This is a genomic window from Alteribacillus sp. JSM 102045 (genome assembly GCF_041949975.1).
Lineage (GTDB): Bacteria > Bacillota > Bacilli > Bacillales > Marinococcaceae > Alteribacillus.
On the sequence record NZ_JBHFQG010000006.1, the window covers coordinates 80,469 to 104,905 of the forward strand.

General features: G+C 38.4%; 23 protein-coding genes and 1 riboswitch. Of the genes, 1 reads left to right on the plus strand and 22 read right to left on the minus strand.

The window, feature by feature from the left end; all coding sequences use genetic code 11:
- Positions 1-212 precede the first annotated feature (212 nt).
- The 12 genes from ACE1TI_RS06210 to ACE1TI_RS06260 all read right to left on the minus strand — a co-directional run bounded on the left by ACE1TI_RS06210 (position 213) and on the right by ACE1TI_RS06260 (position 10,070).
- Positions 213-926 carry a hypothetical protein gene (locus ACE1TI_RS06210; protein ID WP_375006722.1) on the minus strand — a complete coding sequence of 238 codons (714 nt, stop codon included), beginning with the start codon at positions 924-926 and terminating at the stop codon, positions 213-215.
- 56 nt (positions 927-982) lie between these two features.
- A complete protein-coding gene (locus tag ACE1TI_RS06215) occupies positions 983-1,177 on the minus strand; it encodes a DUF2768 family protein (RefSeq protein WP_375006723.1) in 195 nt (64 codons plus the stop codon).
- Positions 1,178-1,458: 281 nt separating this feature from the next.
- Positions 1,459-1,725, minus strand: coding sequence for a stage VI sporulation protein F (locus tag ACE1TI_RS06220; RefSeq protein ID WP_375006724.1), 267 nt, complete (start codon positions 1,723-1,725; stop codon positions 1,459-1,461).
- Between the two features lie 65 nt (positions 1,726-1,790).
- A complete protein-coding gene (locus ACE1TI_RS06225) occupies positions 1,791-2,870 on the minus strand; it encodes an NAD(P)H-dependent glycerol-3-phosphate dehydrogenase (RefSeq protein ID WP_375006811.1) in 1,080 nt (359 codons plus the stop codon).
- A gap of 18 nt (positions 2,871-2,888) precedes the next feature.
- The gene (plsY, locus tag ACE1TI_RS06230) at positions 2,889-3,533 is read right to left on the minus strand and encodes a glycerol-3-phosphate 1-O-acyltransferase PlsY (RefSeq protein WP_375006725.1); all 645 of its coding nucleotides are present in this window, start codon (positions 3,531-3,533) and stop codon (positions 2,889-2,891) included.
- A 45-nt stretch (positions 3,534-3,578) separates the two neighbouring features.
- Positions 3,579-4,892 carry a ribosome biogenesis GTPase Der gene (gene der / locus ACE1TI_RS06235; RefSeq protein WP_375006726.1) on the minus strand — a complete coding sequence of 438 codons (1,314 nt, stop codon included), beginning with the start codon at positions 4,890-4,892 and terminating at the stop codon, positions 3,579-3,581.
- A 180-nt stretch (positions 4,893-5,072) separates the two neighbouring features.
- A complete protein-coding gene (locus ACE1TI_RS21885; RefSeq protein WP_483860640.1) occupies positions 5,073-5,675 on the minus strand; it encodes a YphA family membrane protein in 603 nt (200 codons plus the stop codon).
- A gap of 86 nt (positions 5,676-5,761) precedes the next feature.
- Positions 5,762-6,826, minus strand: a complete 1,065-nt coding sequence (gene fni / locus ACE1TI_RS06240; RefSeq protein ID WP_375006727.1) for a type 2 isopentenyl-diphosphate Delta-isomerase — start codon at positions 6,824-6,826, stop codon at positions 5,762-5,764.
- A 16-nt stretch (positions 6,827-6,842) separates the two neighbouring features.
- On the minus strand, positions 6,843-7,997 hold the full coding sequence (rpsA, locus tag ACE1TI_RS06245; RefSeq protein WP_375006728.1) for a 30S ribosomal protein S1: 1,155 nt from the start codon (positions 7,995-7,997) through the stop codon (positions 6,843-6,845).
- Positions 7,998-8,113: 116 nt separating this feature from the next.
- Positions 8,114-8,716, minus strand: a complete 603-nt coding sequence (locus ACE1TI_RS06250) for a lysophospholipid acyltransferase family protein (protein WP_375006729.1) — start codon at positions 8,714-8,716, stop codon at positions 8,114-8,116.
- Positions 8,713-9,390 (minus strand): (d)CMP kinase, encoded by a 678-nt coding sequence (gene cmk / locus ACE1TI_RS06255; RefSeq protein ID WP_375006730.1) that lies wholly within the window; start codon positions 9,388-9,390, stop codon positions 8,713-8,715. Before cmk ends, ACE1TI_RS06250 begins: the two co-directional genes overlap by 4 nt.
- 272 nt (positions 9,391-9,662) lie before the next feature.
- Positions 9,663-10,070 (minus strand): flagellar brake domain-containing protein, encoded by a 408-nt coding sequence (locus tag ACE1TI_RS06260; protein WP_375006731.1) that lies wholly within the window; start codon positions 10,068-10,070, stop codon positions 9,663-9,665.
- Between the two features lie 285 nt (positions 10,071-10,355).
- On the opposite strand from ACE1TI_RS06260, the gene ACE1TI_RS06265 reads away from it, so the two are divergent.
- Positions 10,356-10,784, plus strand: coding sequence for a terminase gpP N-terminus-related DNA-binding protein (locus ACE1TI_RS06265; RefSeq protein ID WP_375006732.1), 429 nt, complete (start codon positions 10,356-10,358; stop codon positions 10,782-10,784).
- Here the strand turns inward: ACE1TI_RS06265 and ypeB are convergent.
- From ypeB to ACE1TI_RS06315, 10 genes are all read right to left on the minus strand, one after another.
- The gene (gene ypeB / locus ACE1TI_RS06270; RefSeq protein WP_375006733.1) at positions 10,769-12,127 is read right to left on the minus strand and encodes a germination protein YpeB; all 1,359 of its coding nucleotides are present in this window, start codon (positions 12,125-12,127) and stop codon (positions 10,769-10,771) included. The two genes, ACE1TI_RS06265 and ypeB, sit on opposite strands and share 16 nt — an antisense overlap.
- 17 nt (positions 12,128-12,144) lie before the next feature.
- Positions 12,145-13,107 carry a spore cortex-lytic enzyme gene (sleB, locus tag ACE1TI_RS06275; RefSeq protein WP_375006734.1) on the minus strand — a complete coding sequence of 321 codons (963 nt, stop codon included), beginning with the start codon at positions 13,105-13,107 and terminating at the stop codon, positions 12,145-12,147.
- 217 nt (positions 13,108-13,324) lie between these two features.
- Positions 13,325-16,777: a methionine synthase gene (gene metH / locus ACE1TI_RS06280; protein WP_375006735.1), complete on the minus strand. Its 3,453-nt coding sequence runs from the start codon at positions 16,775-16,777 to the stop codon at positions 13,325-13,327.
- A gap of 27 nt (positions 16,778-16,804) precedes the next feature.
- Positions 16,805-18,631 (minus strand): bifunctional homocysteine S-methyltransferase/methylenetetrahydrofolate reductase, encoded by a 1,827-nt coding sequence (locus tag ACE1TI_RS06285; protein ID WP_375006736.1) that lies wholly within the window; start codon positions 18,629-18,631, stop codon positions 16,805-16,807.
- A gap of 36 nt (positions 18,632-18,667) precedes the next feature.
- Positions 18,668-19,771: a methionine biosynthesis PLP-dependent protein gene (locus ACE1TI_RS06290; protein ID WP_375006737.1), complete on the minus strand. Its 1,104-nt coding sequence runs from the start codon at positions 19,769-19,771 to the stop codon at positions 18,668-18,670.
- Between the two features lie 111 nt (positions 19,772-19,882).
- A riboswitch (SAM riboswitch) is annotated at positions 19,883-19,998 on the minus strand.
- A gap of 63 nt (positions 19,999-20,061) precedes the next feature.
- A complete protein-coding gene (locus tag ACE1TI_RS06295; protein WP_170031545.1) occupies positions 20,062-20,226 on the minus strand; it encodes a hypothetical protein in 165 nt (54 codons plus the stop codon).
- A 15-nt stretch (positions 20,227-20,241) separates the two neighbouring features.
- A complete protein-coding gene (gene prsW, locus ACE1TI_RS06300) occupies positions 20,242-20,892 on the minus strand; it encodes a glutamic-type intramembrane protease PrsW (RefSeq protein ID WP_375006738.1) in 651 nt (216 codons plus the stop codon).
- Between the two features lie 80 nt (positions 20,893-20,972).
- Positions 20,973-21,917, minus strand: a complete 945-nt coding sequence (locus tag ACE1TI_RS06305; RefSeq protein ID WP_375006739.1) for an asparaginase — start codon at positions 21,915-21,917, stop codon at positions 20,973-20,975.
- 46 nt (positions 21,918-21,963) lie between these two features.
- Positions 21,964-22,944 carry a YpdA family putative bacillithiol disulfide reductase gene (locus ACE1TI_RS06310; protein WP_375006740.1) on the minus strand — a complete coding sequence of 327 codons (981 nt, stop codon included), beginning with the start codon at positions 22,942-22,944 and terminating at the stop codon, positions 21,964-21,966.
- Between the two features lie 92 nt (positions 22,945-23,036).
- Complete coding sequence (locus tag ACE1TI_RS06315; protein ID WP_375006812.1) at positions 23,037-24,290, minus strand: Glu/Leu/Phe/Val family dehydrogenase; 1,254 nt, start codon at positions 24,288-24,290, stop codon at positions 23,037-23,039.
- Positions 24,291-24,437 lie beyond the last annotated feature (147 nt).

Sequence of the window (24,437 nt, forward strand, 5' to 3'; positions counted from 1 at the left end):
ACATTATATATTTATGATAATGTCCGAGGGATATGACTTTCTCACTTCTACTTATGTTTTTTTTATTCACTTTATGAGGGATAACATCTTTTATTTAAATCTTTTTGAAAAAATTGAACGCGAGTATAGAGAAAGAATGACTGCCTGGCCATGTAACATTAAAAAAGACTTTTTCCTGCATCAGCAGGAAAAAGTCTTCTTCTTTCACACTGTTACTCTTCCTTAAATGTTGGTTCCCCATTTTCATCAATTGTATACGGGATAGAAAAAGCAGGAACAATCGGGGAATTATCTGTCAACAGTTTTCTAATATCGTCTCCTTGATTATAATCATGATCATACTCACGTAAAGCAATATTTAAATCTATAGAATAATCAATTAAAACATTGCCATGTTCATTAATGATTAATGGTAAGTATGTATCATTGTAAGGGCTTTGGACTTTTGCATCGCGATGATAATCGAGCTTTTCCATATCGATAGAGTATACTCCAGGTCCAATTGGTTCTTCTATGGGAGCATATTCGTTTTTGTTAATATACTTATTAATCTCCCGCTGAAGTTCTTGTATTTCTCTCATAATACGTAAATCAATAACTTTTACCTCGGCTTCTTCTTCCGGATTTATAATGACATATTGATAGAAACCGCCATTTTCGAAAGAATTCCCTGGAGGTTCCTGCATATACCGCGGCATTAGTTTATTAAATTCGATAACATATTTTTGATAGATAGGTGTATTTTCGTCTTTTGTTTTAATTGGGAGTACGTTATTATCTTTTTTGTATTGATCAACTGCTTGCTGCACGGAAGCAAGCTGATTTTCATAAGGAACCTGGTTTTCTGCTCTTTTTTCCTGTGGAAACATACACCCCGATAGTAAAAAAAGAATCATGACACCCGATATAGTCAATTTAATTTTCACTGTTTCACCTCCAGGGCAAAAGGTTTGTTCTGTATATGTGATCGACGGAAAATTCATTATTCAGCTAATGGTCCTCGCACTACAACGGCAAAGACAATCAGACCAGCAACCATAAGGCAGAGGAAAGACAATATAAGTAATAAAACACGCCAAAACCCAGGCAACTTCTGTGATAAAACGCTAAGCCCGGCTGATGCAAACATTAAAAATAAACCAAAAAATGAAAACCACATGTTTTGCAGCGCTGACATCAACCTACCCTCCTTTAATTCCGTCCATATTATAACACACGGCCAGGGCTGTGACTGCATGTCCCATTGGTTTTCAATGTTTTGTAGAAATAATTTAGACAGCTGACTCTCGTACTACTTTGTTTTTCCATCAAAAGCCAGCTGAACCGGGGCTGATCCAGCTAGCTTTTGCTATATTCTTTCCCTTTTTATAAACAGCCTTTATTCTATTCTTTTTACTGTATTCATAAAGGTATCCATTGGAATGAGCATATGCCTTTGAATCATAAATAAATTTAAAATTATTTTGACTGGAACCACTTGCTTAAGGAAGCCAAATCAAACGGGATATTGTTGTTAACAATTGCCTTAACTAATTCATCTTCTTGTTTTTTAGACACTTTTTTTCCAGCAAGTTTCCCGACATCCGAGATGACTCTGCGTACGGTTTGTTCATCTTGAAAGTCAGCACCATTTAAAGATTGTACCAGTTTCAATAAATCTTCTTGTTTTACATTTGTTTTTTTCTCAATCTGATCAAAAAATGAATCATTTTGGCGGTGTCGCATGTAACTGCCTCCCTTAATCACTATTCAAATTATCCTATGCATGATTAAAGAAGGCGTTCCAATTGTTAGTCATTATCCTTGCTCCATGTCATTTCCTGCCATTTTTCCTGAAAATCTGGTCCAAGCAAAAGAGAGACATTCTCCACTTCATGCTTTCTAACCCTTCCCATTAACTGCTGTGCCGCTTCTTTTGGGCTTTTCTCTTCAAAAAGAACCTCAAAAAGCGCTTCTGTAATAGGCATTTCTACTTGAATTTGGTATGAAAGCTCATAAACAGCCTTTGTCGTTCTAACTCCTTCTACGACCATACCCATTTCTTTTAATACGTCATCAAGATTTTTTCCTTGTCCCAGTTTATATCCGGCCCGCCAATTCCGGCTGTGTTCACTGGTACAAGTCACTATTAAATCACCTAGGCCAGACAAGCCGGTAAATGTCAGCGGATTAGCTCCAAGTTTAATTCCCAATCGAGCAATCTCGGCAAGGCCTCTTGTCATAAGAGCAGCTTTAGCATTATCTCCATAGCCCAGACCATCGGTTAAGCCAATACCAAGAGCAATAATGTTTTTAAGAGCTCCGCCGATTTCTACCCCTATTAAATCATGATTGGTATACACCCTGAAATTATTATTCATAAACAATTCCTGCACCTCTTCCGCAGCCTCTGCAACGTGGGAGGAAACAGTAACGGTGGTTGGTTGTCTTTTACACACTTCCTCTGCATGACTTGGTCCGGAAAGTACAACGGTGGCCCTTCCTTTTTGATTAGCTAATTCTTCTTCCATCATTTCAGAAATCCGTTTTGACGTTCCTGGTTCTATTCCTTTTGAGGCATGTATAAGAATGCTGTATTCTTTTATATAAGGTTTTAAAAGAGTCATAGTATCCCTAACAGCTTTAGTAGGTACTACGAGGAGAATATATTCAACATTTTCTGTACACCAGGCTAAATCACTTGATGCACTAATTAAGTGCGGAAGGGTGAAACCGGGTAAATATTTTGTATTTGTGTGGTCTTGGTTTATTTCTTTTGCTTGCTCTTTTCGTCTGGTCCATATTTTAACGTTGTGTTCATTGTCTGCTAATACTGTAGCAAGTGCTGTTCCCCAGCTGCCTGCACCTAAAACCGCCACATTTTTTTTCATCATTTTCACCCTCGCTTATTACATTTTCTTTTCACCGATTTTGTTTTCTGTTCCTTTTAACAATCTTTCCACATTTGTTCTATGTTTCCAAACAGATATTAGTCCTAATGAAGCTGTTAAATAAAAATATGGATCAGGATGTCCGTAATAATCTTGAGTGAACCAAATTAATAACGGGGTAGCAACGGCAAAAATTAACGAACCTAAAGATACATATCTTGTAACAGCTATCGCAGCGATAGCAGCGATCCCAACATATATTGCTGGAAAAAAGACGAGACTGCTTACCACACCAATTGCTGTGGCTACCCCTTTTCCGCCTTTGAAACCATAATATACCGGCCAATTATGCCCGAGTATAGCGGCTAATCCAGCTAACGCAGGGGCCAAACCTTCAACTTCTCCTATTGGAGTTAAAGGCGGAAATACTTCTGCTATTTCAAGCCATTTTGCAATCCAAACAGCTGTGATTCCTTTTAATATATCTAGACTCAACACCAAAATAGCAGGTCCTTTCCCCAGCACCCTTAAAATATTAGTAGCCCCTGCATTTCCGCTGCCATGCTGACGTATATCAATTTTCATCATTTTCTGTGCAATTACATAACTAAAGCTTATAGAGCCTAGTAAATACGCAGCAATAACAGATACTATTAATTCCATTTCTCCCTATCCCCCGATTAACTAAGAATAATTTTTTTCTTGTTGTTATTCGTTCTTTTTTCTAGCTATGATTTTAAGCGGAGTGCCTTCAAAGTGAAATGCTTCTCTCAGCTTATTTTCTAAATATCTTTCGTAAGAAAAATGCAGAAGCTCTGGATCATTTACAAACAACACGATAGTCGGCGGTGCAACGGCTACTTGAGTTGCGTAATTTATACGTAGTCTTCTATTATTTTCTGTAGGGGTAGGATTCATTATAACCGCATCCATAATGACGTCATTCAATACATTCGTAGGGACTCGCAAGTTATGATTATCAGCAGCTTGTTTTACAGTGGGTAATAAATGCTGCAATCGTTGTTTCGTTTTCGCTGATAAGAAAAGAACCGGCGCATAAGATAAGAATTGAAATTCTTCACGAATTTTTTCAGTGAAACGAGCCATCGTTTTGTCATCTTTTTCTATTGCATCCCATTTATTAACTATAATTAGTATAGCTCGGCCGGCCTCATGGGCATAGCCTGCAATTTTCTTATCTTGTTCTCTTATTCCTTCTTCCCCATTTATGACCACCAAAACTACGTCAGAACGTTCCATGGCTCTTAAAGCACGGAGAACACTATACTTTTCTGTGGTTTCGTAAACTTTCCCGCGTTTTCGCATTCCAGCTGTGTCTATTAATACATATTCTTGATCATCTTTTTCAAAAATTGTATCTATAGCGTCTCTCGTTGTACCTGGAATATCACTTACAATTACTCTTTCTTCACCAAGGACAGCATTGACCAGCGATGATTTTCCTACATTAGGCCTGCCAATGACTGCCATTCTAATCGTATCTTCTTCATACTCTTCTTCCTGTTCAGTTGGAAAATGGTGAATAACTTCATCCAGCAGGTCACCAAGACCCAGCCCATGAGCACCTGAAATACCAAACACTTCTCCTGTGCCAAGCGCATAAAATTCATAAATTCTGTCTCGCATCTCAAAATTATCTATTTTATTAACACCTAATATAACCGGCTTTTTAGATCGATGTAGAATAGACGCGACTTCTTCATCGGCTCCCGTCATTCCATCTCTGCCGTTTACTAAAAAGATAATAACATCAGCTTCATCAATTGCAATTTGGGCCTGCTCTCTCATTTGATCTAATAATGGTTCATTGCCTATTTCTATTCCGCCTGTATCAATAACGTAAAACTCACGATTTAACCATTCTGCTTTGCTGTAAATACGATCACGTGTAACGCCAGGTATATCTTCTACAATTGCCTGACGCTCTCCTACAATCCGATTAAATATAGTAGACTTCCCAACATTAGGGCGGCCAACTATAGCTACTACTGGTTTTGGCATAAATTCCCTTTCCTTTCTCCCTTAACCAATTCTCTAATTTGTTTTAAATGTCCTAAACTGTACCTGTATAGACATATTTGGATAAAAAGTTTCGTTTATTTCAGAAAAAACCCGGCTTCGCGCCGAGTTCCTGTCACAGTGTTTTAGTACAACAACTTATATATTTTAGCAGATATTTCTCTATCCAGGCAAGTTGGAACGGGACAGAGATGCTGCATTATTAATTATTGAAAAAATCTTTAGAAGTATCTCTAAACTGTATAATACTGTGATTAAAACAACGAGGTAATTCAGAAAAAAGCTCTCTCCAATAGTAATTAAAGATGTGAATGGAAACATGTGAAGCTGATAAATAACTTCACCGCTGCAAGAAGCTATAATAGCACATGTTAAACGCTCTTTGAATGATTGTAAAAAGAGAAAAAAAATAAAAGAAAAACAAATCACGTAAGTCAATAAGTGACCAAAAAGGTAAATGACCGGCTCATACCACTCTGTTAAGCGAAAAGCTGCAAACAAATAAGCAAAACTTATTGCCAAAAAAAATACTTTCCATTTACTCAGAGTCCTTTGTTCATGTAAACAAAGAAATCCTCCTAACAAAAACAGCAGGAACACAGGTTTTACTTCTACTTGATTATAAGTCCATTCATAAGGATATAGACTAATAGTTAATAGTAAGAACAAAGAAGAAATAAAACGAAAACTATCTTTTTTACCTGATAAAAAAGTCTGTATTATCCATAGATACCAGCTTATAAGAACAAATAAATAATTCTCCATTTTTTTCCTTTTTTATTCTTATCTTTGCCAAAATGATTATTTTTTATTCCACAGAAAAAACTGGTTTATCAGTAGATAAACCAGTTTTAATCCCTTATCTTACGCCGGCTGTAAATAGAAGCAGAAAAGCCTCTCGCCTCTAACCAATCTTTAGATTCTCCAGTAAGAACTAGAGGGGCTTTTTTTAAAGTTTCAATATGTTCTGCACCAACCGCAGTCATAATCATCTTTAATTCTTCCTGACACCTGGTAATAAAGTGCTGGGCTCCTTCTTTGCCGTCTTTGTCTGCAGCAGCTAGAATTTTTCCTGCCATTGCTGCTGCATCAGCTCCTAAAGAAATAGCCTTTGCAATATCATACCCATTTCTTATGCCCCCTGAGCCAAAAACGGACATGGATTGTGAAGCAGCATTAATTGCTTCTACGATAGAAGGTACTGTTGCGAGTCCCCATGAATTAAAAAACTCATAAGGCTCACTTCTTCTCTTATTTTCAATAGCAGCAAAGTTTGTACCGCCATTCCCTCCTGTATCTACAATTTTCACTTCTGTTTGTTTTAATTGTTCAACGGTTTCATATGACAATCCAAACCCTACTTCTTTTACAATCACAGGAACATGCAAAAAAGAAGCAATGTCTGCAATCTTCTCTAAAGCACCTTTGAATTCTCTGTCGCCTTCTGGCATTACTAATTCTTGAATGACGTTTAAATGTATTTGAAGCGCATCTGCTTCAATCATATCTACTGCTTGCTGAGCCTGGTTTAAAGTTAATTCGCTTCCTAAGTTAGCAAATATAATTCCTTTTTTATTTGCTTTTCTGACTGCTTTATACGTCCGTTTTTCTTCCGGGTCTTTTATTGCAGCCATTTGAGAACCGACAGCCATAGCAGCTCCTGTATCTCTAGCTGCTGCTGCTAAATTTTCGTTTATTCTTTCCGTTTCTTTGCCGCCGCCGCCCGTCATCGCATTAATAATAATCGGCGAACTTAATGAAAGTTCGCCGATTGATACGGATGGATCCACTTGAAAGACAGAAGTTTCCGGCAGGCTATTATGAACGAAATGAACGTCATCAAAACTATTTCTCTTTTCAAAACTAGATGTTAATGCATAATTTATGTGGTCCTTCTTTCGTTCTGCACGAGACACCTGCAAACCAGACTCCTTATTTTTTATACTTTTTTAATTGGTCTCCAATCATATCCCCTAACGAAAAACCGGAATGGTCTTCTTCAGGAGCTTCATACTCTTCTTGAACTTTTTCATCAGGAGTTTCTTCTTTTTCAAGCTCACGAATGCTTAGAGAAATCCTTTGATCGGAAGGGTTGATATCGAGTACTTTTGCTTTTACAGACTGCCCTTCCTCGAGCACTTCTCCTGGAGTGCCAATATGGCGGTTGGCAATTTGAGAAATATGCACAAGGCCCTCTACACCTGGCGCTACTTCTACAAATGCTCCGAAAGAAACCAGTCGTTTTACCTGCCCTTCAATAATGTCTCCTGGTTCGATCTGGCCTTCAATCGTAGTCCATGGTCCGGGCAGTGTTTCTTTGATGGAGAGGGACACTCTTTCACTTTCAGAGTCAACTGCAAGAATTTTTACATCGATTTCATCACCTTCATTTACGATCTCCCCTGGTGATTCAACGCGATGATGCGCCATCTGCGAGATATGAACAAGGCCGTCAACTCCTCCAATATCTACAAACGCTCCAAAATCTGTTAAGCGCTGGACGGTTCCTTTTACAACATCCCCAACTTGAAGACTTTCTAGTAATTCTTTCTTATGCTGATCGGCTTCTTCATCAAGCACGGCCCGCTGAGAAAGAATAAGTTTATTCAAATCAGGATCGATTTCAGCTACTTTTAAACGCAGCGTCTTCCCTTTATAATCGCTGAAATCTTCAACAAAATGACGTTCTACCAAGGAAGCGGGGATAAACCCTCTGACTCCAAGATCAACTACGAGTCCACCTTTCACTACTTCGGCGACTTCAGCTTCTATTATCTCACCTGACTCGTATTTTTCCTGGAGTTCTCCCCAAGCTCTATCAGCTAGCGCTGCTCGACGTGATAAAACAAGTTCATCGTCATCTAGTTTGATTACTTTCAATTCTAATTCATCGCCCTCTTGCAGCACATCACTCACTTTTTCTACATGAAGGCTGGAAAGTTCACTAATAGGAATAACAGCGTCCACTTTATAACCAGCGTCCGCATACGCCTGCTTGTCCTCAACCTTAGTGACTTTTCCGGTCACAAGATCTCCTACATTTAAATCTTGCATACCGACTAATTCATTGTTCATTTCATCAACCATTGACATTTGCCTCCTTCACAGTCCTTAAGGGAACATTGAACTTAAATATAATAAATTCTTTATACAAAAGAATTTACCTCATTTCCGACACCTAAACAAATTTCTTCAATTTTGTATTACTTTTTTTTATTGTCAGGATTACGGTGATCAGCTAGTAAAGCACGGATATTTTCCATGATGACTTCCGTTGCATGAGCAGCACTTACTTTCTCATTTCGTAATTCTTGAAAGTTAATTGGCTTACCATAAACAACTGTCACCTTACGAAACGGCTTATACTCTCCAAATATAGCAACCGGTACGACAGCCGCTTCTGATCGCAGAGCGAAAAAACCTGAACCTGACAGCCCTTTTCCAACCTCACCCGTTTTACTTCTTGTACCCTCCGGGAAAAGGCATAAAACCTTTCCTTCCTCTAATAAACCCAGACCCTTTCTTAAAGCCTGGCGGTCACCTGCTCCTCTTTTTACGGGAAAAGCTCCAAGAGAAGGTAAAAGGGATCCAAGAATCTTTTTACTGAAAAGTTCTTCTTTTGCCATAAAATGAATCTTTCTTTTCATAAATGAGCCTACCAGGGGAGGATCATAATTGCTTATGTGGTTAGAACAGAGGAGTACAGGTCCCTCTTTTGGAATATTCTCCTGTCCAATCGCTTCTGCTCGAATAATAGATGATAAAAATATTTTGCAAATGGTTTTTCCTACAGCATATACGCTCATTTCATCCGAATCCTTTCTTCGGCTAATGTACATATACGCTCTGCTACATCTTCAGCAGAATTACTGGTTGAATCAATCTCCACAGCATCAGCTGCTTTCACTAAAGGTGAAATTTTTCTAGAAGAATCTTTGCTGTCTCTTAATTGGATATCTTCCATGATCATTTGTAAATCAGAGCTTCTCCCTTTTTCTACATTTTCATAATGTCTGCGTTTTGCTCTCTCTTCAACAGAAGCTGTCAAAAATATTTTTAGTTCTGCATGCGGAAGTACAGTCGTTCCTATATCTCTTCCATCCAAAACTGAGCCTTTATTACTAGCTAGATTTTGCTGTTTTTTCACCATTTGTTCTCTAACTCCTGCATGCGCAGACACAGCAGAAACGGAAGCTGTCACTTCACTTGAGCGAATGTCATCTGTAACTTCTTGGTTGTCTACAAATATTCTATTTCCTTCAATAGAATAAACGAGCTCAACGTTTGTTGATTCTAATAGCGAAGATAAAGCTTTGCCATCTTGAATATCTACGTTCGAGTGAAGGGCTTTCCATGCTAAAGCACGATACATTGCCCCTGTGTCTATATATATATATCCCAGAGCAGAAGCTACTTTTTTTGCAACCGTACTTTTACCAGCACCCGCCGGTCCGTCAATAGCAATATTGATTTTTTTCATAGTGCACCCCATCGTAACAATATGTATTACTGCGTTGAATAAGGGCGATTTATTCCCTAAAAATGTTATATTCACAGAGTATCATACCATAAAGCAATCAACAAATCTAACGATTCCGACTTTTGGTATTTTTTCTCATTTGAAGCTGTTGTTCAAAACAATTTTTTTTGATTTTTTGTCTGTCTTTATCGGATATTTTATAAAATTGCAGAGAACATCGGTCATTTTTAGTGCCGCCTCCCAATATAACCCGAACTATTTCCCAAATAAGTTCAGCATAATAGATGGAGCCATCCATGAAATGCAGTACAACCTATGTTTTTATGTGTTCTTTTTCTTTCAAGGAATGATTTACTGGCAACAAAATAGCCATTCCTCCGCCTTATATCTAACGTTGATGTTAAAAATGGAGAAAAATCATTATTCAAAGGGTGGACGGCAACATCTATAGAAGCATCTATTCTTACATAATTTCGCCTTTGGATTCTACCGGGATCAGATATTAAAATTACTTTTATTTTATCCTTCTGTCTTCCTTTCCCTTCTGTTTCAAAAGAATAAACAGCTTGATCTGTTCCAATAAACCAAGCAGAAAGCTGTGTTCCCTCTAAAAAGGCTTGTTTTCCTCGTCTCTTCATTAACAGGAGGATCAATAAGAAAACAACGTTCTTTTTTATCAATCAACTTACCCCGGTATTTTTTCCTGGTCATTTCTTGTAAGGTTTCATCTTGAAAGATAAGTTCTAAATATATGGTGTCTCCAATCTGTATCAAATAACTTCTCCTCCTTTCTCATAGGCTTTTTCTCTTATATTAACATCCTTAACAGACTGGTATTTTCTGAAAGTAAAAAAGGGGCTGTCCCATAAGTGATATTGTACCCCTAAAGTAGACACGAAAAAGAAACTGCCGGTATTCTACATTCACGACAGTTTCTATTCGAGTGCCTTTAGGGGGTTTTTTGTGTGTCTGAAAAACGAAAGAAAGGATCTGTTTATCCGGTTAAGCTTAAAAAACAAGCTATTGATTTGTATTATAAGGGCTTTGGACGTACAGATATCGCAAAAGAGTCAAACATTTATAATAAAAAATTAGTAAATGAATGGGTGCGAAAATATGAAAAAGAAAGATTTTCTGGTTTAGAAGATCGTCGTGGCTTGGCACGAGGCGGAAACAAAGGAAGGAAAGGTTCATATCGAATTCGGGTTGATTGCCATCGTCCACAACTTTCTGAAACAGGCGCAATGGAACCGCCTGTTTCAGTACCACAGAAAAAATACGCGAAAAAGCCGGTCGTAAAACGATTATTTCACGACCGGCTTTTTGCATTTAAGGGGCTTTTGAGACAGCTCCTTTTAATCATTACTGTAATTGGAGGTTACATTGTGTCATAAACTGGCTCTGCTTGCTCCATTTTTTTCACGCTTTCTTCATCTCCATTTTCAGCATTAATATAAATTCTGTAGGTATCTTTATCAATGGTACCGTAGAATTCATAACAAAGAATTTCTTCTTCATCTTCATTTTGAATTAATGCCAGGCCTTCTTCTCTTACTTCTACTTTTGGATTAATCTCCTCTCTTGCTTCTTCAAGACTGAGAGAAGGCTCCAGGTTCTTTCTTTCTTTATGATTGGTTATATAATCTGCACCTTTATAACCAACTACTTCTCCATCATCAAGAGCTACCTCTAAATAAACGGTATCGGGGTACATTTTAACTTCATCCTCCACAGATACATATTGAAACACCCCTACCGTGTCATATTGTTTGCCGTCTACCATCTCCATATTTTCAAAACCATTATTCCCCAGAAACTCCAACCCTTTTTTTGAAGCTTCGTTTAAACTGATTTCTGGATCATCAATAGGTCTCGATTGTAAAAACCAGAGAGGATGTCCGCCTTTTTTCGTCATGTCCATATATATTTCATCTTCACCTTCAGGTTCCTCAATTGTAAGTGTATAACCTTCGAACTCGACGCCTTTTTTATTTAGTTCGTCTATATGAACTTCCATGGAATCCGGAAGGCCTAAAAATGCTTTTGCTTTATTTGCAGCTTCTTCTTTACTAATCTCCTTTCCTTTTACATTTTCCGCAATTTTTTTATCTATATCCGGTGCAAACCCTTCTTCCATTTCAGGTCCGAATTCTGTCTCGGTGAACCCTTTTACTTTATCGTCTATCATATGGAATCCATTTACAATGGAATTATCCATTGGCTCATCGTTATTTGCCATTGCGTCTTCTGCTTCTGTCCATTTATAGTTTTCTTTTAAAGTAGATGCTTGCAATCTTCTTAAATCATGTTTAATTTCACCGGCCTCTTTATAAAAATTACTCAGCTGCTCATATTCTCTTTCTGATAAAGGTTCGTTCCCTAAATCGCGAATCGTTGTTTTATAACTGAAATTACCAATTCTATGAAGTAATTCTTCCGTTTCGTTAAGCGCCATCATCCCAAGCGGCAGCTGCCCCAGCTCACTTTGTGCCATCGAGGTAATACGCCAAACCTGTGCCAATGAACTAGATAATTGTTTTCTCGAATTCATGGCCAGAGTTGAACCTACTTCATCCTCTAACTGATCCAGATGAAACGTTAAATCATGAAAAGCCCGCTGATAATTGTTTTCGTTATTAATAAGAAGAGCTTCTTTTTGGTTTGCTTGATTCGCTCCCCACCAGCCTGTTCCAACTAAAGCAGCTACAAGCAAACCTATTAACACGTTACGAATCATATTAATGCTCACCTCCGTTATTTAGCAAATACATGCTTACCTATAGTTTTTATTTGCGGCCGCTGTGCTACCCATCCTGAGGTAGCTGTTGCTGGATTGTAATAATAAAGAGCTCCATCAGAAGGGTCCTGACCGTTAATTGCATCAAGAACAGCCTTACGTGCTTGCTCATTAGGAGTCATATAAATTTGTCCGTCAGCTACTGCTGTAAATGCCCGCGGTTCAAAAATCACACCACTTGCGGTATTTGGAAAAGTTGGACTGTTAATTCGGTTAATGATCACGGCTGCAACTGCTACCTGGCCTACATATGGCTCCCCTCTTGCTTCTCCATACACAGCATTCGACATAATTTGAATATCATTTTCCGAATATCCATCCGGCACATTCATAGCTTTTTGAATATTAGACTCATTTGACTGATCTTCATTTGCTTGTTCTTGATCCGTTTGCGGCTGCTCTGTCTCTGCTCCCCTGCCGCCTTCTTGTCTGCGCTGTCCATTGCGCTGCTGGCCTCCCTGCTGCTGCTCTTTTTGAGGCTGCTGTTCTTCCCCTCCTTTTTTGTCCCTGCTTCCTTTTTTACCTTTTTGAATGTCTTTTGGTGTACCGCCAAAATGCGTGAATTCCCTGCCATTTTCTAATGCTTCTTTCACAAAAGCTTCGTCATAATCTGTAGATTTTTCAAGCATACTTTTCATTTCTTTACCAACAAGTCCGTCAGTTTCTAATCCGAATTCTTCTTGAAAATTCTTTACCGCCCAAAAGGTGCCCCAGCCATACACTCCATCAATGTCACCATTGTAAAAACCGTTATATTGAAGTCTTGCCTGAAGCTCTACAACATCATCGCCTGTAGCACCCTTTTGTATGACTTGATCTGTAAATGCTTCAGCGGTTGTGATAGGAAATGTGTAACTAAAAATGAAAAAACATAAAGAAATGAAAATTATTTTACATAGAAATTTCTTATATAATTTCATTTACTATTGTCCCTCCTTTTACTCACCAATTCTTGGTTGATCTTATTTTCTTCCAGGCTGGCTTTTTTATTCATAAAGAGTTATTTATTCCATTGGTTTTTTCAAATAAAATAACTCGGCTTGCGCCGAGTTTTCATGGTGAAGATCGTAACTGGTTTGTTTTCTATTTTCATAATAAAAAGCTCTTTTCGACACCAGGTCGAATAGAGCTTTTTAATTATAATACACTAAAATATCTCGCTTCAGGGTGAGCAAAGACCATCGCAGAAACAGACGCTTCAGGTTCCATCATAAATTCATCTGTTAACTGTACGCCAATTTTTTCTGGTCTGAGCAAACGGAATAATTTTGCTTGATCTTCTAATTCCGGGCAAGCAGGATAACCAAAAGATACTCGAATTCCTTGATACTTGGCTGCAAATCTTTCTTCCATTGTCATCTCAGGAGAATCTGGTATACCCCATTGGTCTCTCATCATCTGATGAATTCTCTCTGCAAAACCTTCAGCCAGTTCTAATGCAGCAGCCTGAACTAAATGACTGAATAGGTAATCTCCATTTTCTTTGGCTGCCGCAGACATTTCTCTTACTCCTTCTCCAGCAGTAACAGTCAAGAAGCCGACATAATCCATTTCACCGCTATTAACTGGACGAATAAAGTCAGCAAGGCATAAATGAGGAGCACGAGGCTGTCTTGGAAAAGAAAAACGTTCAAGAATTTTCTTTTCTTCTGGATGATTGTAGATAAATATTTCGTTCCCATCTGACTGGGCCGGATAAAATCTATACATTCCGTGAGCTTTCAGCAAATTTTCTTTTTTGGCCCTGTCCATCAGATGGTCTACTTTTTCTTTTAAAGCTACAGCTTTTTCATTTTTTTCATTTAAAAGCCTGCTAACCTTTCCCTGAAGTCCTAAATGTTTCCCCATAAGCATTTGCAAATTTACATATGGCTCTAAATGAGCAATACTAAAATTTTTCAACAGGTGTTCTTTTAAATCTGGCGGAATATGCACAGGTACTTCTGTAGACACCGCGGACCGTGCTGGAGTTTCCTCAGATACAGTATTTACAACTTCCTTCTTTTGTCCTTGATCTAATCGTTTTTTACATTTCTCTATCAATTCTTGCTGCAACTTTGTACGTTCATCTGGTACAGCTAGTTTATTTGCTATATCTAAGCCGTTCATGGCGTCTTTTGCATACAAGACCATCCCATCATATTCTGCGCTTATTTTTTCTTCTGTAAATTTACGAGTAAGCGCAGCTCCACCTACAAGGACAGGGATAGATATTTCCTGATTTTTTAAATCTTGCGCTGTTAGCACCATTTGCTGTGCTGATTTAACAAGCAGACCGCTTAAACCTACCGCATCAGGTTTTTCTTTACCAATCGCTTCAATTAGTTCATTGGAAGTGACTTTAATTCCTAAATTAACGATTTTAAAGCCATTATTCGATAATATAATGTCAACTAAATTTTTCCCAATGTCATGAACATCACCTTTAACCGTAGCAAGCAGTATCTTTCCTTTCCCCGAATCATCATCTTCTTTCTTTTCCATGTATGGTTCAAGGTGAGCAACAGCTGCCTTCATGGCTTCTGCACTCTGAAGCACTTCCGCTACGATAAGCTCATTGTTATTAAATAATTTACCAACTTTGTCCATTCCGTTCATTAACGGTCCATTAATAATATCAAGTGCATCTTCAAATTTTTTAAGTGCTTCGTTCAAATCTTCAAACAAGCCTTCTTTTGTTCCTTCGATTATATATTCAGCCAATCTCTCTTCTAAAGAAAGATTTTTTTCCACTTTCTTTTTCTCTGCTTTTTTTCCTCGGTAATGAGCTGTAAATTCTGCCAAGGTTTCATCAGAGGTTTCAAACAACAATTTTCTTGCCATTTCCTTTTCATTATCAGGAATACTTGCAAACCGTTCTAATTTTTCGGTATTAACAATAGCATAATCCAAACCGGCATTAGTACAGTAATACATAAACGCTGCATTTAAAACCTCTCTTCCAACAGGTGGAAGCCCAAATGATACGTTACTGATACCTAAAATTGTTAAACAGTCGGGAAGTTCTTCTTTAATTAGACGAATTCCTTCTACGGTTGCTTCAGCCGAACCAATATATTGTTCATCCCCAGTTCCTACCGGAAAAACAAGCGGATCAAAAATAATGTCTTTTGGATTTAACCCATGCTTATGAACAAGCAGATCATGTGAGCGCTTAGCAATTTCGAGCTTTCTTTCCGCAGTAACAGCCATTCCTTCTTCATCGATAGTACCAACTACCACAGTTGCTCCAAAACGTTTAACAATTGGAATAATATCATTAAATCGTTCTTCTCCGTCTTCTAAGTTAATCGAATTAATAATTGATTTTCCTTGAGAATAAGTTAATGCTTTTTCAATTACTTCTGCATCCGTAGAATCAATCATTAATGGAACTTTTACTTTATTTATTACATAACTTAGGAATTTTTCCATGTCTTCTAATTCTTCGCGGTCGGGATCAGCGAGACATACATCAATAACATGAGCCCCTCTTTTCACCTGTGCTCTAGCAATTTCAGATGCTTCTTCAAACTTATCTTCATTAATAAGTCTTTTGAATTTTCTTGACCCAATAACATTGGTCCGTTCTCCAACAAATAGCGGCCTCATATCTTCTTCATAGATTAGCGGCTCAATACCAGATACGCTGTGCGGATGAGATTCTACAGGCAGCCTGGGGGCATAATCTTTCAATGTTTCTCTCATTACTTTAATATGTTCAGGTGTGGTTCCGCAGCAGCCTCCTACAATATTAAGCCACCCTTTTTCGCCAAATGTTTTAAGTTTAGAGGCAAGGGACTCCGGCGATTCATGATAATGGCCCTCTTCGTCAGGCAGTCCTGCGTTTGGATAACAATGAACATAAGTAGTAGCCAAATCCGAAAGGGAACGCAGATGGTCCCTCATAAATTCCGGGCCTGTGGCACAATTTAAACCTACAACCGTAGGTTTCATATGTTCTAAAGAAATATAAAAGGATTCAATATTCTGTCCTGCAAGAGTGGTCCCCATCGGTTCTATAGTGCCTGATACAATAAGCGGTAATTCTGTATTCGTCCTTGCTTCCGCTCGTTTTATACCAATATAAGCGGCTTTCACATTTCTCATATCTTGACTTGTTTCTAACAAAAATACATCAATTCCACCATTTATTAATCCTTTAGCCTGTTCTTCGTAAGCTTCTGCTAATTCTTCGAATGTCGTTCCTCCCGTAACTGAGAGAGATTTCGTAGTTGGACCCATCGCACCGGCTACATATCTTGGAAATTCAGGGGTTGAATAGTCATCAGCTGCTTCTCTTGCAAGTTTGGCAGCAGCAATGTTAAGTTCTTCGGCTCTATCTTCCAAATCATAATCAGCGAGCACAATGCTTGTAGCTCCAAATGTATTTGTCTCTATAATATCAGCACCGGCTTCTAAATACTCTCGATGTATTTGATCAATTACATGAGGGGAGGTTACATTAAGATATTCATTACAACCATCGTAATGCTCGCCTCCAAAGTCCTCCGGTTTCAGATCGGCGTTTTGAAGCATCGTACCCATTGCACCGTCTAATAATAATATCGATTGTTTTAATCTATCTTTAAATTGAACCGTTGTCGTCATCGTCCCACTCCTTCATATGCTGCTCTCTTAACGCTGCAATGCAGATTCACGTATATAAGCTGTTAATTCTGCAGTTATATCGTACCGCAAAAACGGCGTAATTAAATAGACTCCATGGAAATAATTTAATGCCTTGTCTATAAGAGTTTTTGCAATGGCTATTCCTTCCTGCTGAGCTTTTTCTCTATCTTCTCCGCAAGCTGCCATTTTCTGTCTTGTCTCATCTGTTAATTTAATTCCAGGGACTTCGTTATGAAGAAATTCCGCATTTCTGCTGCTAACAAGCGGCATAATACCTATATATATTGGAACCGGCAAATGCTTTGTTGCTTCATAAATCTCTTTAAATTGCTCTATTCCATAAACCGGTTGACTCATAAAATAATCTGCACCAGCATCGATTTTCTTTTCCAGCCGTTTGACAGCACGCTCTAGATTTCTGACATTTGGGTTAAAAGCAGCTGCTACTGTAAAAGAAGTTTTTTCGCCTAATGATTTACCTGAAAAAGAACGCCCTTCATTCATTTCTTTCATTAATGAAATTAAATCGAATGAGTTAACATCATATACAGAAGTTGCCCCAGGAAAGTCTCCCACTTTTGTCGGGTCCCCGGTGACCGCTAATACATCATGAATGCCAAGGGCATGTATACCAAGCAAATGAGATTGAAGACCGATCAGGTTTCTGTCTCGGCAGGCAACGTGCAGAAGAGGTCTGGCACTTGTTTTATTTTTTACCATAGCTCCCATCGCTAAGTTATCGATACGAGGAGAAGCAAGGGAATTATCAGCCATCGTCACAGCATCTGCACCAGCTTGATATAATTTTTCTGCTCCCTTTATAAATTTTTCCGTTGCTAATTTTTTAGGAGTATCTAACTCTACAATAACAGATGGCTTTTGATACTTTTCGTTTAGCCGGACAATATTTGAAGGTACTTCAGATGACACTGGCTGATCATGCTCCGTTATTTCAACTATTGCTTTTTCTTTTACAGGTACTGTCCCCTTTACAGCTCGAGCTACTTCTGCAATATGTTCAGGCGTAGTTCCACAGCACCCGCCGATCAAACTTACTCCCTGCTGTTTAAGATCTTGAGCTCTTTCATAAAAATAATCGGGATTCGACTGATAAACAAACCTGCCGTCATCTAAATCAGGTAAACTAGCATTTGGATAGGCTGAAAGATATACATCTTTCATTAAAGGGACTGTCTCAAGGGAGCGTAAAATGTGATAAGGGCCCATTCTGCAATTTAACCCTACAACGTCCGCACCAGCAGCTTTAAGCTTTTGAAAAACTTCACTGACCGGTGTACCTCCATGCATCACACCGACTTCTCCTAATGCAACCTGGGCAACAACAGGCAGATCCGTCATCTTTCTTATTAATTTTAAGGTGTTGATTATTTCTGATAAGTCATAAAACGTTTCGAGCATTAAACCGTCTGGGTTTTCTGAAAGTAAAGCCTCTGCCTGTTCTTTAAAGGCCTCCTCAATTTCTTCACTGCTGACGTCAAGCTGTTGAACCCCTTTAATACCTCCAATCGTTCCAAAGACAAAGGTATCCCAACCAGCACTTTCTTTTGCAAGCCGGACGCCTGCCCTGTTAATTTCTGCTGTTTCTTTTTCCAGTTGATATTTCTGCAATTTTATCTTATTTGCCGCATATGTATTAGATTGTATAATATTAGCGCCTGCTCTCACATATTCTTTATGAACTGCTTTTATCGTATCTGGTTCACTCAGGTTTAACATTTCAAACGAGCCCGTAAATCCTTTATCGTATAAATAAGTCCCCATAGCCCCGTCACCGACAAGCATGTCCTGCTGTAATCTTTCAAGAAAATTCACTACTATGTCATCCTTTCTGTCTTTTAAAACAGCTCCTTATAATTTAGTTAAAGCTTGATTTAAATCTGCTATTAAATCTTCTGAGTTTTCTATACCAACCGAGAAGCGGAGCAGTCGATTGCATACGCCGATAGCCAGCCTTACTTCTTCCGGCACATCCGCATGTGTCTGTGTTGCAGGATATGTCATAAAACTTTCCACTCCCCCAAGACTCTCAGCAAATGTTATTAATTGCAGTTCCTGAAGAAGAGTATTCACCCATTCTTCACTTTGTAAGCGAAATGACAACATACCGCCTTTACCTGGATACATTACATCTGTTATTTTTTCGTGGTTATTTAGAAATGCTGTAACTTCCTGAGCATTTTTTGTATGTTTTTCCATGCGAACGGATAAGGTCTTCATCCCTCTCATAAGCAGCCAAGAATCCATTGGGGATAAAATAGTGCCCATCCCGTTGTGAAAAGCTCCAATGCGTTCACAAATTTTTTCATCATTAGCAACAATCAGTCCAGCAATTACATCATTGTGGCCTCCTAAATACTTAGAAGCACTGTGAATCACAATATCTGCTCCCATGTTCAGAGGCTGCTGCAGTACGGGAGTATAAAACGTGTTATCCACGATAAGGAGTAAATCTTGTTCTTTAGCTAATGCAGCAAGGGCTTCAATGTCTGCCTCTTGCATTAATGGATTAGTAGGTGTTTCTATAAACAGAGCTCGTGTTTTTTCATTTACCAGTTCTTTAAAACCTTCCAATTTACGCGGGTCGCCGTATTGAACACTTACTCCCCAGTTTTTCCATCCTTCTTCAAAAAGCCTGTATGTTCCTCCATACAAATCTTGGGAGGCCAGTATTTCATCTCCTTTATCAAAAATAGCAAATAACGTTTGTATAGCTGCCATACCAGAACTTAATGCAAATCCCTTTTTTCCGTTTTCAAGTGTAGCAATCGCATTTTCGAGTATTTCTCTTGTGGGATTTCCTGTTCGGGAGTAGTCATACCCGGTCGACTGTCCAATTCCAGAATGACGGTAAGCAGTTGAAAAATATACGGGAGCACTGACCGCTCCTGTTTTTTCATCTTGTTTATTACCTATTTGCACCAGGTTTGTTTCTATATGATGATTCCTGCTCATTCGTCTGCACCTCATTTTTATGTAATTTTGCTTTTGAATTCTTTATGCCCTATTAAGAAAGCCTTCTTCTTGATAAGAAGAAGGCCTGCTTTATAAAGACATGTACGCTTCATCTTATCTATCAGACGATTTATTTATATATCGTCTGCCGGATTTAGCACCTGACCACATCGTGGCTGGTTGCTGAGATTTCGCAGGGCCAGTCCCTCCATCTCTCTTGATAAGAATATCAAATTGATTTTGTTGTTAGTAAAACCGTACACGATAAACCGCATAATTGCAATAACAAATTATTCCGGGGTGGCATCGATGTGAAGATTCGTTTCATTACCGCATACACAGCGTTTAAATCCTGTTTCAAGCTCTCCTTTTTCGTTATTTCTTCCGCGAAGAATATATTTTTCACCGCATTTTGGACAGCGGACAATCACACGATAACGAGTTTGAACAGCCATAACTCCCATCCTTTCTTATGCCATTTTTTCATTCGCTTTTTTTGTTCTTGATAAGGCGAACCACCATAAGAAAAACATAAACGGAACGATGATAACTAGTACATTTTCATGGATGGTCAATAATATCAGATCATAAATTCCATGTAAAATAAGCGGGACAGCCAGAGCCATCATAGTCCACAATGTTTTTCTTTCTTGTACAGCAATTTGGGCACATCCTATATAATACCCCATTACCACTCCAAATAAAGCATGGCTCGAAACAGGAAGGAACGCTCGGCCTATCGCGTAATCAATGCCAGCAGCCATTAAATACATTACATTCTCTGCAGAAGCAAAACCTAGAGAAAGAGCTGCACCGTAAACGATACCATCATAGCGTGTTTGAAAAGCAACAAATTTATAGATAGTAAAATATAATAAAAACCATTTAAAAAATTCTTCTAAACCTGCGGCTCCAACAAAGGAATATAACCAGTCAGATTGAAAAATACCTTCTGCTTCTAAAGCATATTGCAAAACCATAATAGGGAACACAAGCAATGCGCCAATAACAAAAGTTCTAGCTACTTGTAATACAGTATTGGATTCATATTCATTTCTTAAATAAAAATAACTTAACAGTGAGATGGCAGGTGCCAGGGCTGCGATGATGAGCGCAATCACTTTTATCCCGTCCCCTCTTATTTTCTTATCGTAACACGCTATATTAATGATGAAAATAAGGGCTCAAGGTAAAATTTCGCCTACGTTTTATTTGTTGACAAAGCAACTGCTAATTTTATTCTTGCTTTTTTAGAATCTAGATCTTCCCCTAGTTCCACCCCTATTGTGGATAATTCATAGGCACTCCCATGATAATCATATGTTGTGTACACATGTCCTTCTTCAGCACTAGTCGTTAGGACAACTCTAACATTTTTATCCATTGCATTTTTTATACTGCTCACCATCTCAGGAGTAACCTGTCCTCTTCCAACTCCTTCTAATACTATTCCTGCTGCTCCGCTGTTAACCGAGGCATCAATATGAACGCCATCCGCGTTTAAATAAGTTTTTATAATGTCTACTCTCGGTATTTGGTCTCCTAATTCTAAATATTCTCTTTTGATAGGTTTTTGGTATAGAATAACTTCATCGTTATCAATAATACCTAAATATCCGAAACCAAATGAATTAAACCCTTGTATATTCGAAGCATGTTCTTTTTTCACATACCTTGCCGAGAAAATTCTTTCATTAAAAACCACTACCGTGCCAAAGTCACTTAAATTTTTTTCACAGGCTGTCAAAATAGCATAGCGAATATTTATATAAGCATCACTGCCTAAAGCCTCTGGTGCTCTCTGAGATCCTGTAATGATAATTGGTTTAGTGCTATTCACTGTTAAATCAAGAAAATATGCAGTTTCTTCTAAAGTATCAGTTCCATGAGTAACAACAATTCCGTCCACTGTACTATCATTGAGATATTCTTGGATTCTTTGGTTTAATTGAACCCAATCTTGAAAAGTTAAATGGATACTCGGTTTTTGAGTAAATGAGTCGATTACCAGGTTTACGTGAGTAGGCAGATCAAACATAGAAGTCAGTTCTTCTCCCGTCAGCTCTCCAGCAGCTAATAATCCTGAATCTTCTTTTGTTTTACTTGCAATAGTGCCGCCTGTTGCAATTAAGACAACTTTTTTCATACACTCACCTCTTTTAATTAATCAGCATCTTCAATTTATATTTCCATTATTTATTGTCTTTAACAATTGATTCTGCAATAAGTTTGCCATGAAACCGGCCGTTCTCAATGAATATTTCATTTGCATTGTTTCCAGCGGCTAATACTCCTGCAATATAAAGCCCTTTTATATTGGATTCCATCGTGTTTTCATTAAAAACCGGACGTCCTGTTTCGGAATCAGTCCTGACTCCCATTTGATGAAGAAATGAATGATCGGGATGATAACCTGTCATTGCAAATACAAATTCGGTCTCAAGGGTGTATTCTTTTCCTTTTTTATCGTAGAAAACATAATCGGGGGTTATTCTTTTTATATCAGCTTCATAAACCATAGTAATTTTATTTCGTCTGACAAGAGAATAGAAATCCGGGAGAATCCATGGCTTAACGGCTTCCGTAAGTTCTTTCCCCCGATATAATACAGTCACCTCTGCACCTGCTTGCTCCAAAGCGAGTGCCGCATCTACTGCTGAGTTTTTTCCCCCGATAACCGTTACTTTTTTTTGAAAATAGGGATGGGCCTCTTTAAAATAATGAAAAACATGAGGCAATTCTTCTCCTTCCACCCCCATAATGTTAGGACTATCATAGTAGCCAGTCGCCACAATGACATATTGGCTTTTATACATATGTTCTTGGCCGTTTTTCGTTACAGTTTTCACTCTAAAACCGTCTGTATTCTTAAGCACATTTTTCACTTTTTCATAAGAATTAATCCTCAATTGGCTTCTTTCTGCTACTTGCCGGTAGTAAACAAGTGCTTCATGTCGTTTTGGTTTTCTTTCAATAGACGAAAAAGGAATGTTCCCTATTTCCAGCTTGTCACTGGAGCTGAAAAAGGTCTGATGAGAAGGATACCAATATATAGAATGGACAACATTCTCCTTTTCAATGATAAGAGGATTGTATCCTTTATTTTGCAATGCAAGACCGGCGGCTAATCCGCAAGGCCCGGCTCCAATTATGACAATTTCTTCTTCTGGCATATCAGGTCGCTCCTTCAAACTTTTTCTTTTTAATGAAAGAAAACCCGCCGAAAATGGCGAGTCTGAAAGATATGTTAACAAATAGCTTGGTATTATATCCATCCGCGAAAACGGGAAGCTTCTGCCATTTTACGGACACCAATCATATAAGCTGCTAATCGCATATCGACTTTTCTTCCATAAGCTAATTTATATATGTTTTCAAAGGCATGAACCATTACTTGTTCAAGTTTTGTCTCTACTTCCTCTTCCGTCCAATAATACCCTTGATTATTCTGCACCCATTCAAAATAGGAAACTGTTACGCCTCCTGAGCTGGCAAGCACATCTGGTACTAACAAGATACCTCTTTCAGATAATATTTTTGTTGCTTTTAAAGTTGTCGGACCATTTGCTGCTTCTACCACAATCCCAGCTTTGATATGGTGGGCATTCTTCTCGGTAATTTGATTTTCAATGGCAGCAGGCACCAAAATATCACAATCAACTTCCAGAAGCTCCTGATTGGAAAGACGATCCTTAAAAAGGTTTGTTACCGTTCCAAAAGAATCTCTACGATCAAGTAAATAATCAATATCAAGACCATCAGGATCATATAAAGCTCCGTGTGCATCTGCTATTCCAACAACTTTGGCGCCAGCGTCATGCATGAACTTCGCAAGAAAACTGCCCGCATTTCCAAAACCTTGAATAACAATCCTGGCTTCCTGCAAATTTAACCCCTTTTTCTTCGCAGCTTCTCTAATGCAAATTGTAACACCTTTTGCTGTTGCAGATTCTCTTCCATGGGAACCTCCAAGCACAATTGGTTTGCCGGTTATAAAGCCAGGCGAGTCAAATTCACGAATTCTGCTGTATTCGTCAAGCATCCAAGCCATGATTTGAGAATTAGTAAAAACATCAGGCGCAGGAATATCTTTGGTTGGGCCTACAATCTGACTAATAGCACGAACATACCCGCGGCTAAGTCTTTCTAATTCATGAAATGACATTTTTCTTGGGTCACATATTATTCCGCCTTTTCCACCTCCGTAAGGAAGATCCACAATCCCGGCCTTTAAGGACATCCAAATCGATAAAGCTTTCACTTCCTGTTCTGTCACATCAGGGTGAAAACGGACGCCGCCTTTTGTAGGGCCAACTGCATCATTGTGCTGCGCTCTGTAACCTGTAAAAACTTTTGTTGTACCATCATCCATTTTTACAGGTATGCGAACGGTTAATAAGCGCATGGGCTCTTTCATAAGTTCAAAAACTTCTTCTGGATAGCCTAATTTATCTAAAGCATTTTTAATTACTGTCTGAGTAGAATCAAGAACATTCATGTTTTCAAGCTGCTCATCCATTGCATTTTCTTGATTGTGTTTTTCATGTTCCTCCATACTTTTCACCCCTGAAGCATTTGCTTGTTGACTAATCTATACACTGCCTAATCAATTACTACTATAAAGAATAAATGTTTTTATTTCCACTACAACCTTGTAAAAAGAAAA

Coding starts and splice junctions, on each gene's coding strand:
- ACE1TI_RS06215 (WP_375006723.1), bottom strand. CDS start 1,177: ATGTCAGCGCTGCAAAACATGTGGTTTTCATTTTTTGGTTTATTTTTA.
- ACE1TI_RS06220 (WP_375006724.1), bottom strand. CDS start 1,725: ATGCGACACCGCCAAAATGATTCATTTTTTGATCAGATTGAGAAAAAA.
- ACE1TI_RS06225 (WP_375006811.1), bottom strand. CDS start 2,870: ATGAAAAAAAATGTGGCGGTTTTAGGTGCAGGCAGCTGGGGAACAGCA.
- plsY (WP_375006725.1), bottom strand. CDS start 3,533: ATGGAATTAATAGTATCTGTTATTGCTGCGTATTTACTAGGCTCTATA.
- der (WP_375006726.1), bottom strand. CDS start 4,892: ATGCCAAAACCAGTAGTAGCTATAGTTGGCCGCCCTAATGTTGGGAAG.
- ACE1TI_RS21885 (WP_483860640.1), bottom strand. CDS start 5,675: ATGGAGAATTATTTATTTGTTCTTATAAGCTGGTATCTATGGATAATA.
- rpsA (WP_375006728.1), bottom strand. CDS start 7,997: ATGGTTGATGAAATGAACAATGAATTAGTCGGTATGCAAGATTTAAAT.
- ACE1TI_RS06250 (WP_375006729.1), bottom strand. CDS start 8,716: ATGAGCGTATATGCTGTAGGAAAAACCATTTGCAAAATATTTTTATCA.
- cmk (WP_375006730.1), bottom strand. CDS start 9,390: ATGAAAAAAATCAATATTGCTATTGACGGACCGGCGGGTGCTGGTAAA.
- ypeB (WP_375006733.1), bottom strand. CDS start 12,127: ATGATTCGTAACGTGTTAATAGGTTTGCTTGTAGCTGCTTTAGTTGGA.
- sleB (WP_375006734.1), bottom strand. CDS start 13,107: ATGAAATTATATAAGAAATTTCTATGTAAAATAATTTTCATTTCTTTA.
- metH (WP_375006735.1), bottom strand. CDS start 16,777: ATGACGACAACGGTTCAATTTAAAGATAGATTAAAACAATCGATATTA.
- ACE1TI_RS06290 (WP_375006737.1), bottom strand. CDS start 19,771: ATGAGCAGGAATCATCATATAGAAACAAACCTGGTGCAAATAGGTAAT.
- ACE1TI_RS06295 (WP_170031545.1), bottom strand. CDS start 20,226: ATGGCTGTTCAAACTCGTTATCGTGTGATTGTCCGCTGTCCAAAATGC.
- ACE1TI_RS06305 (WP_375006739.1), bottom strand. CDS start 21,917: ATGAAAAAAGTTGTCTTAATTGCAACAGGCGGCACTATTGCAAGTAAA.
- ACE1TI_RS06310 (WP_375006740.1), bottom strand. CDS start 22,944: ATGCCAGAAGAAGAAATTGTCATAATTGGAGCCGGGCCTTGCGGATTA.
- ACE1TI_RS06315 (WP_375006812.1), bottom strand. CDS start 24,290: ATGGATGAGCAGCTTGAAAACATGAATGTTCTTGATTCTACTCAGACA.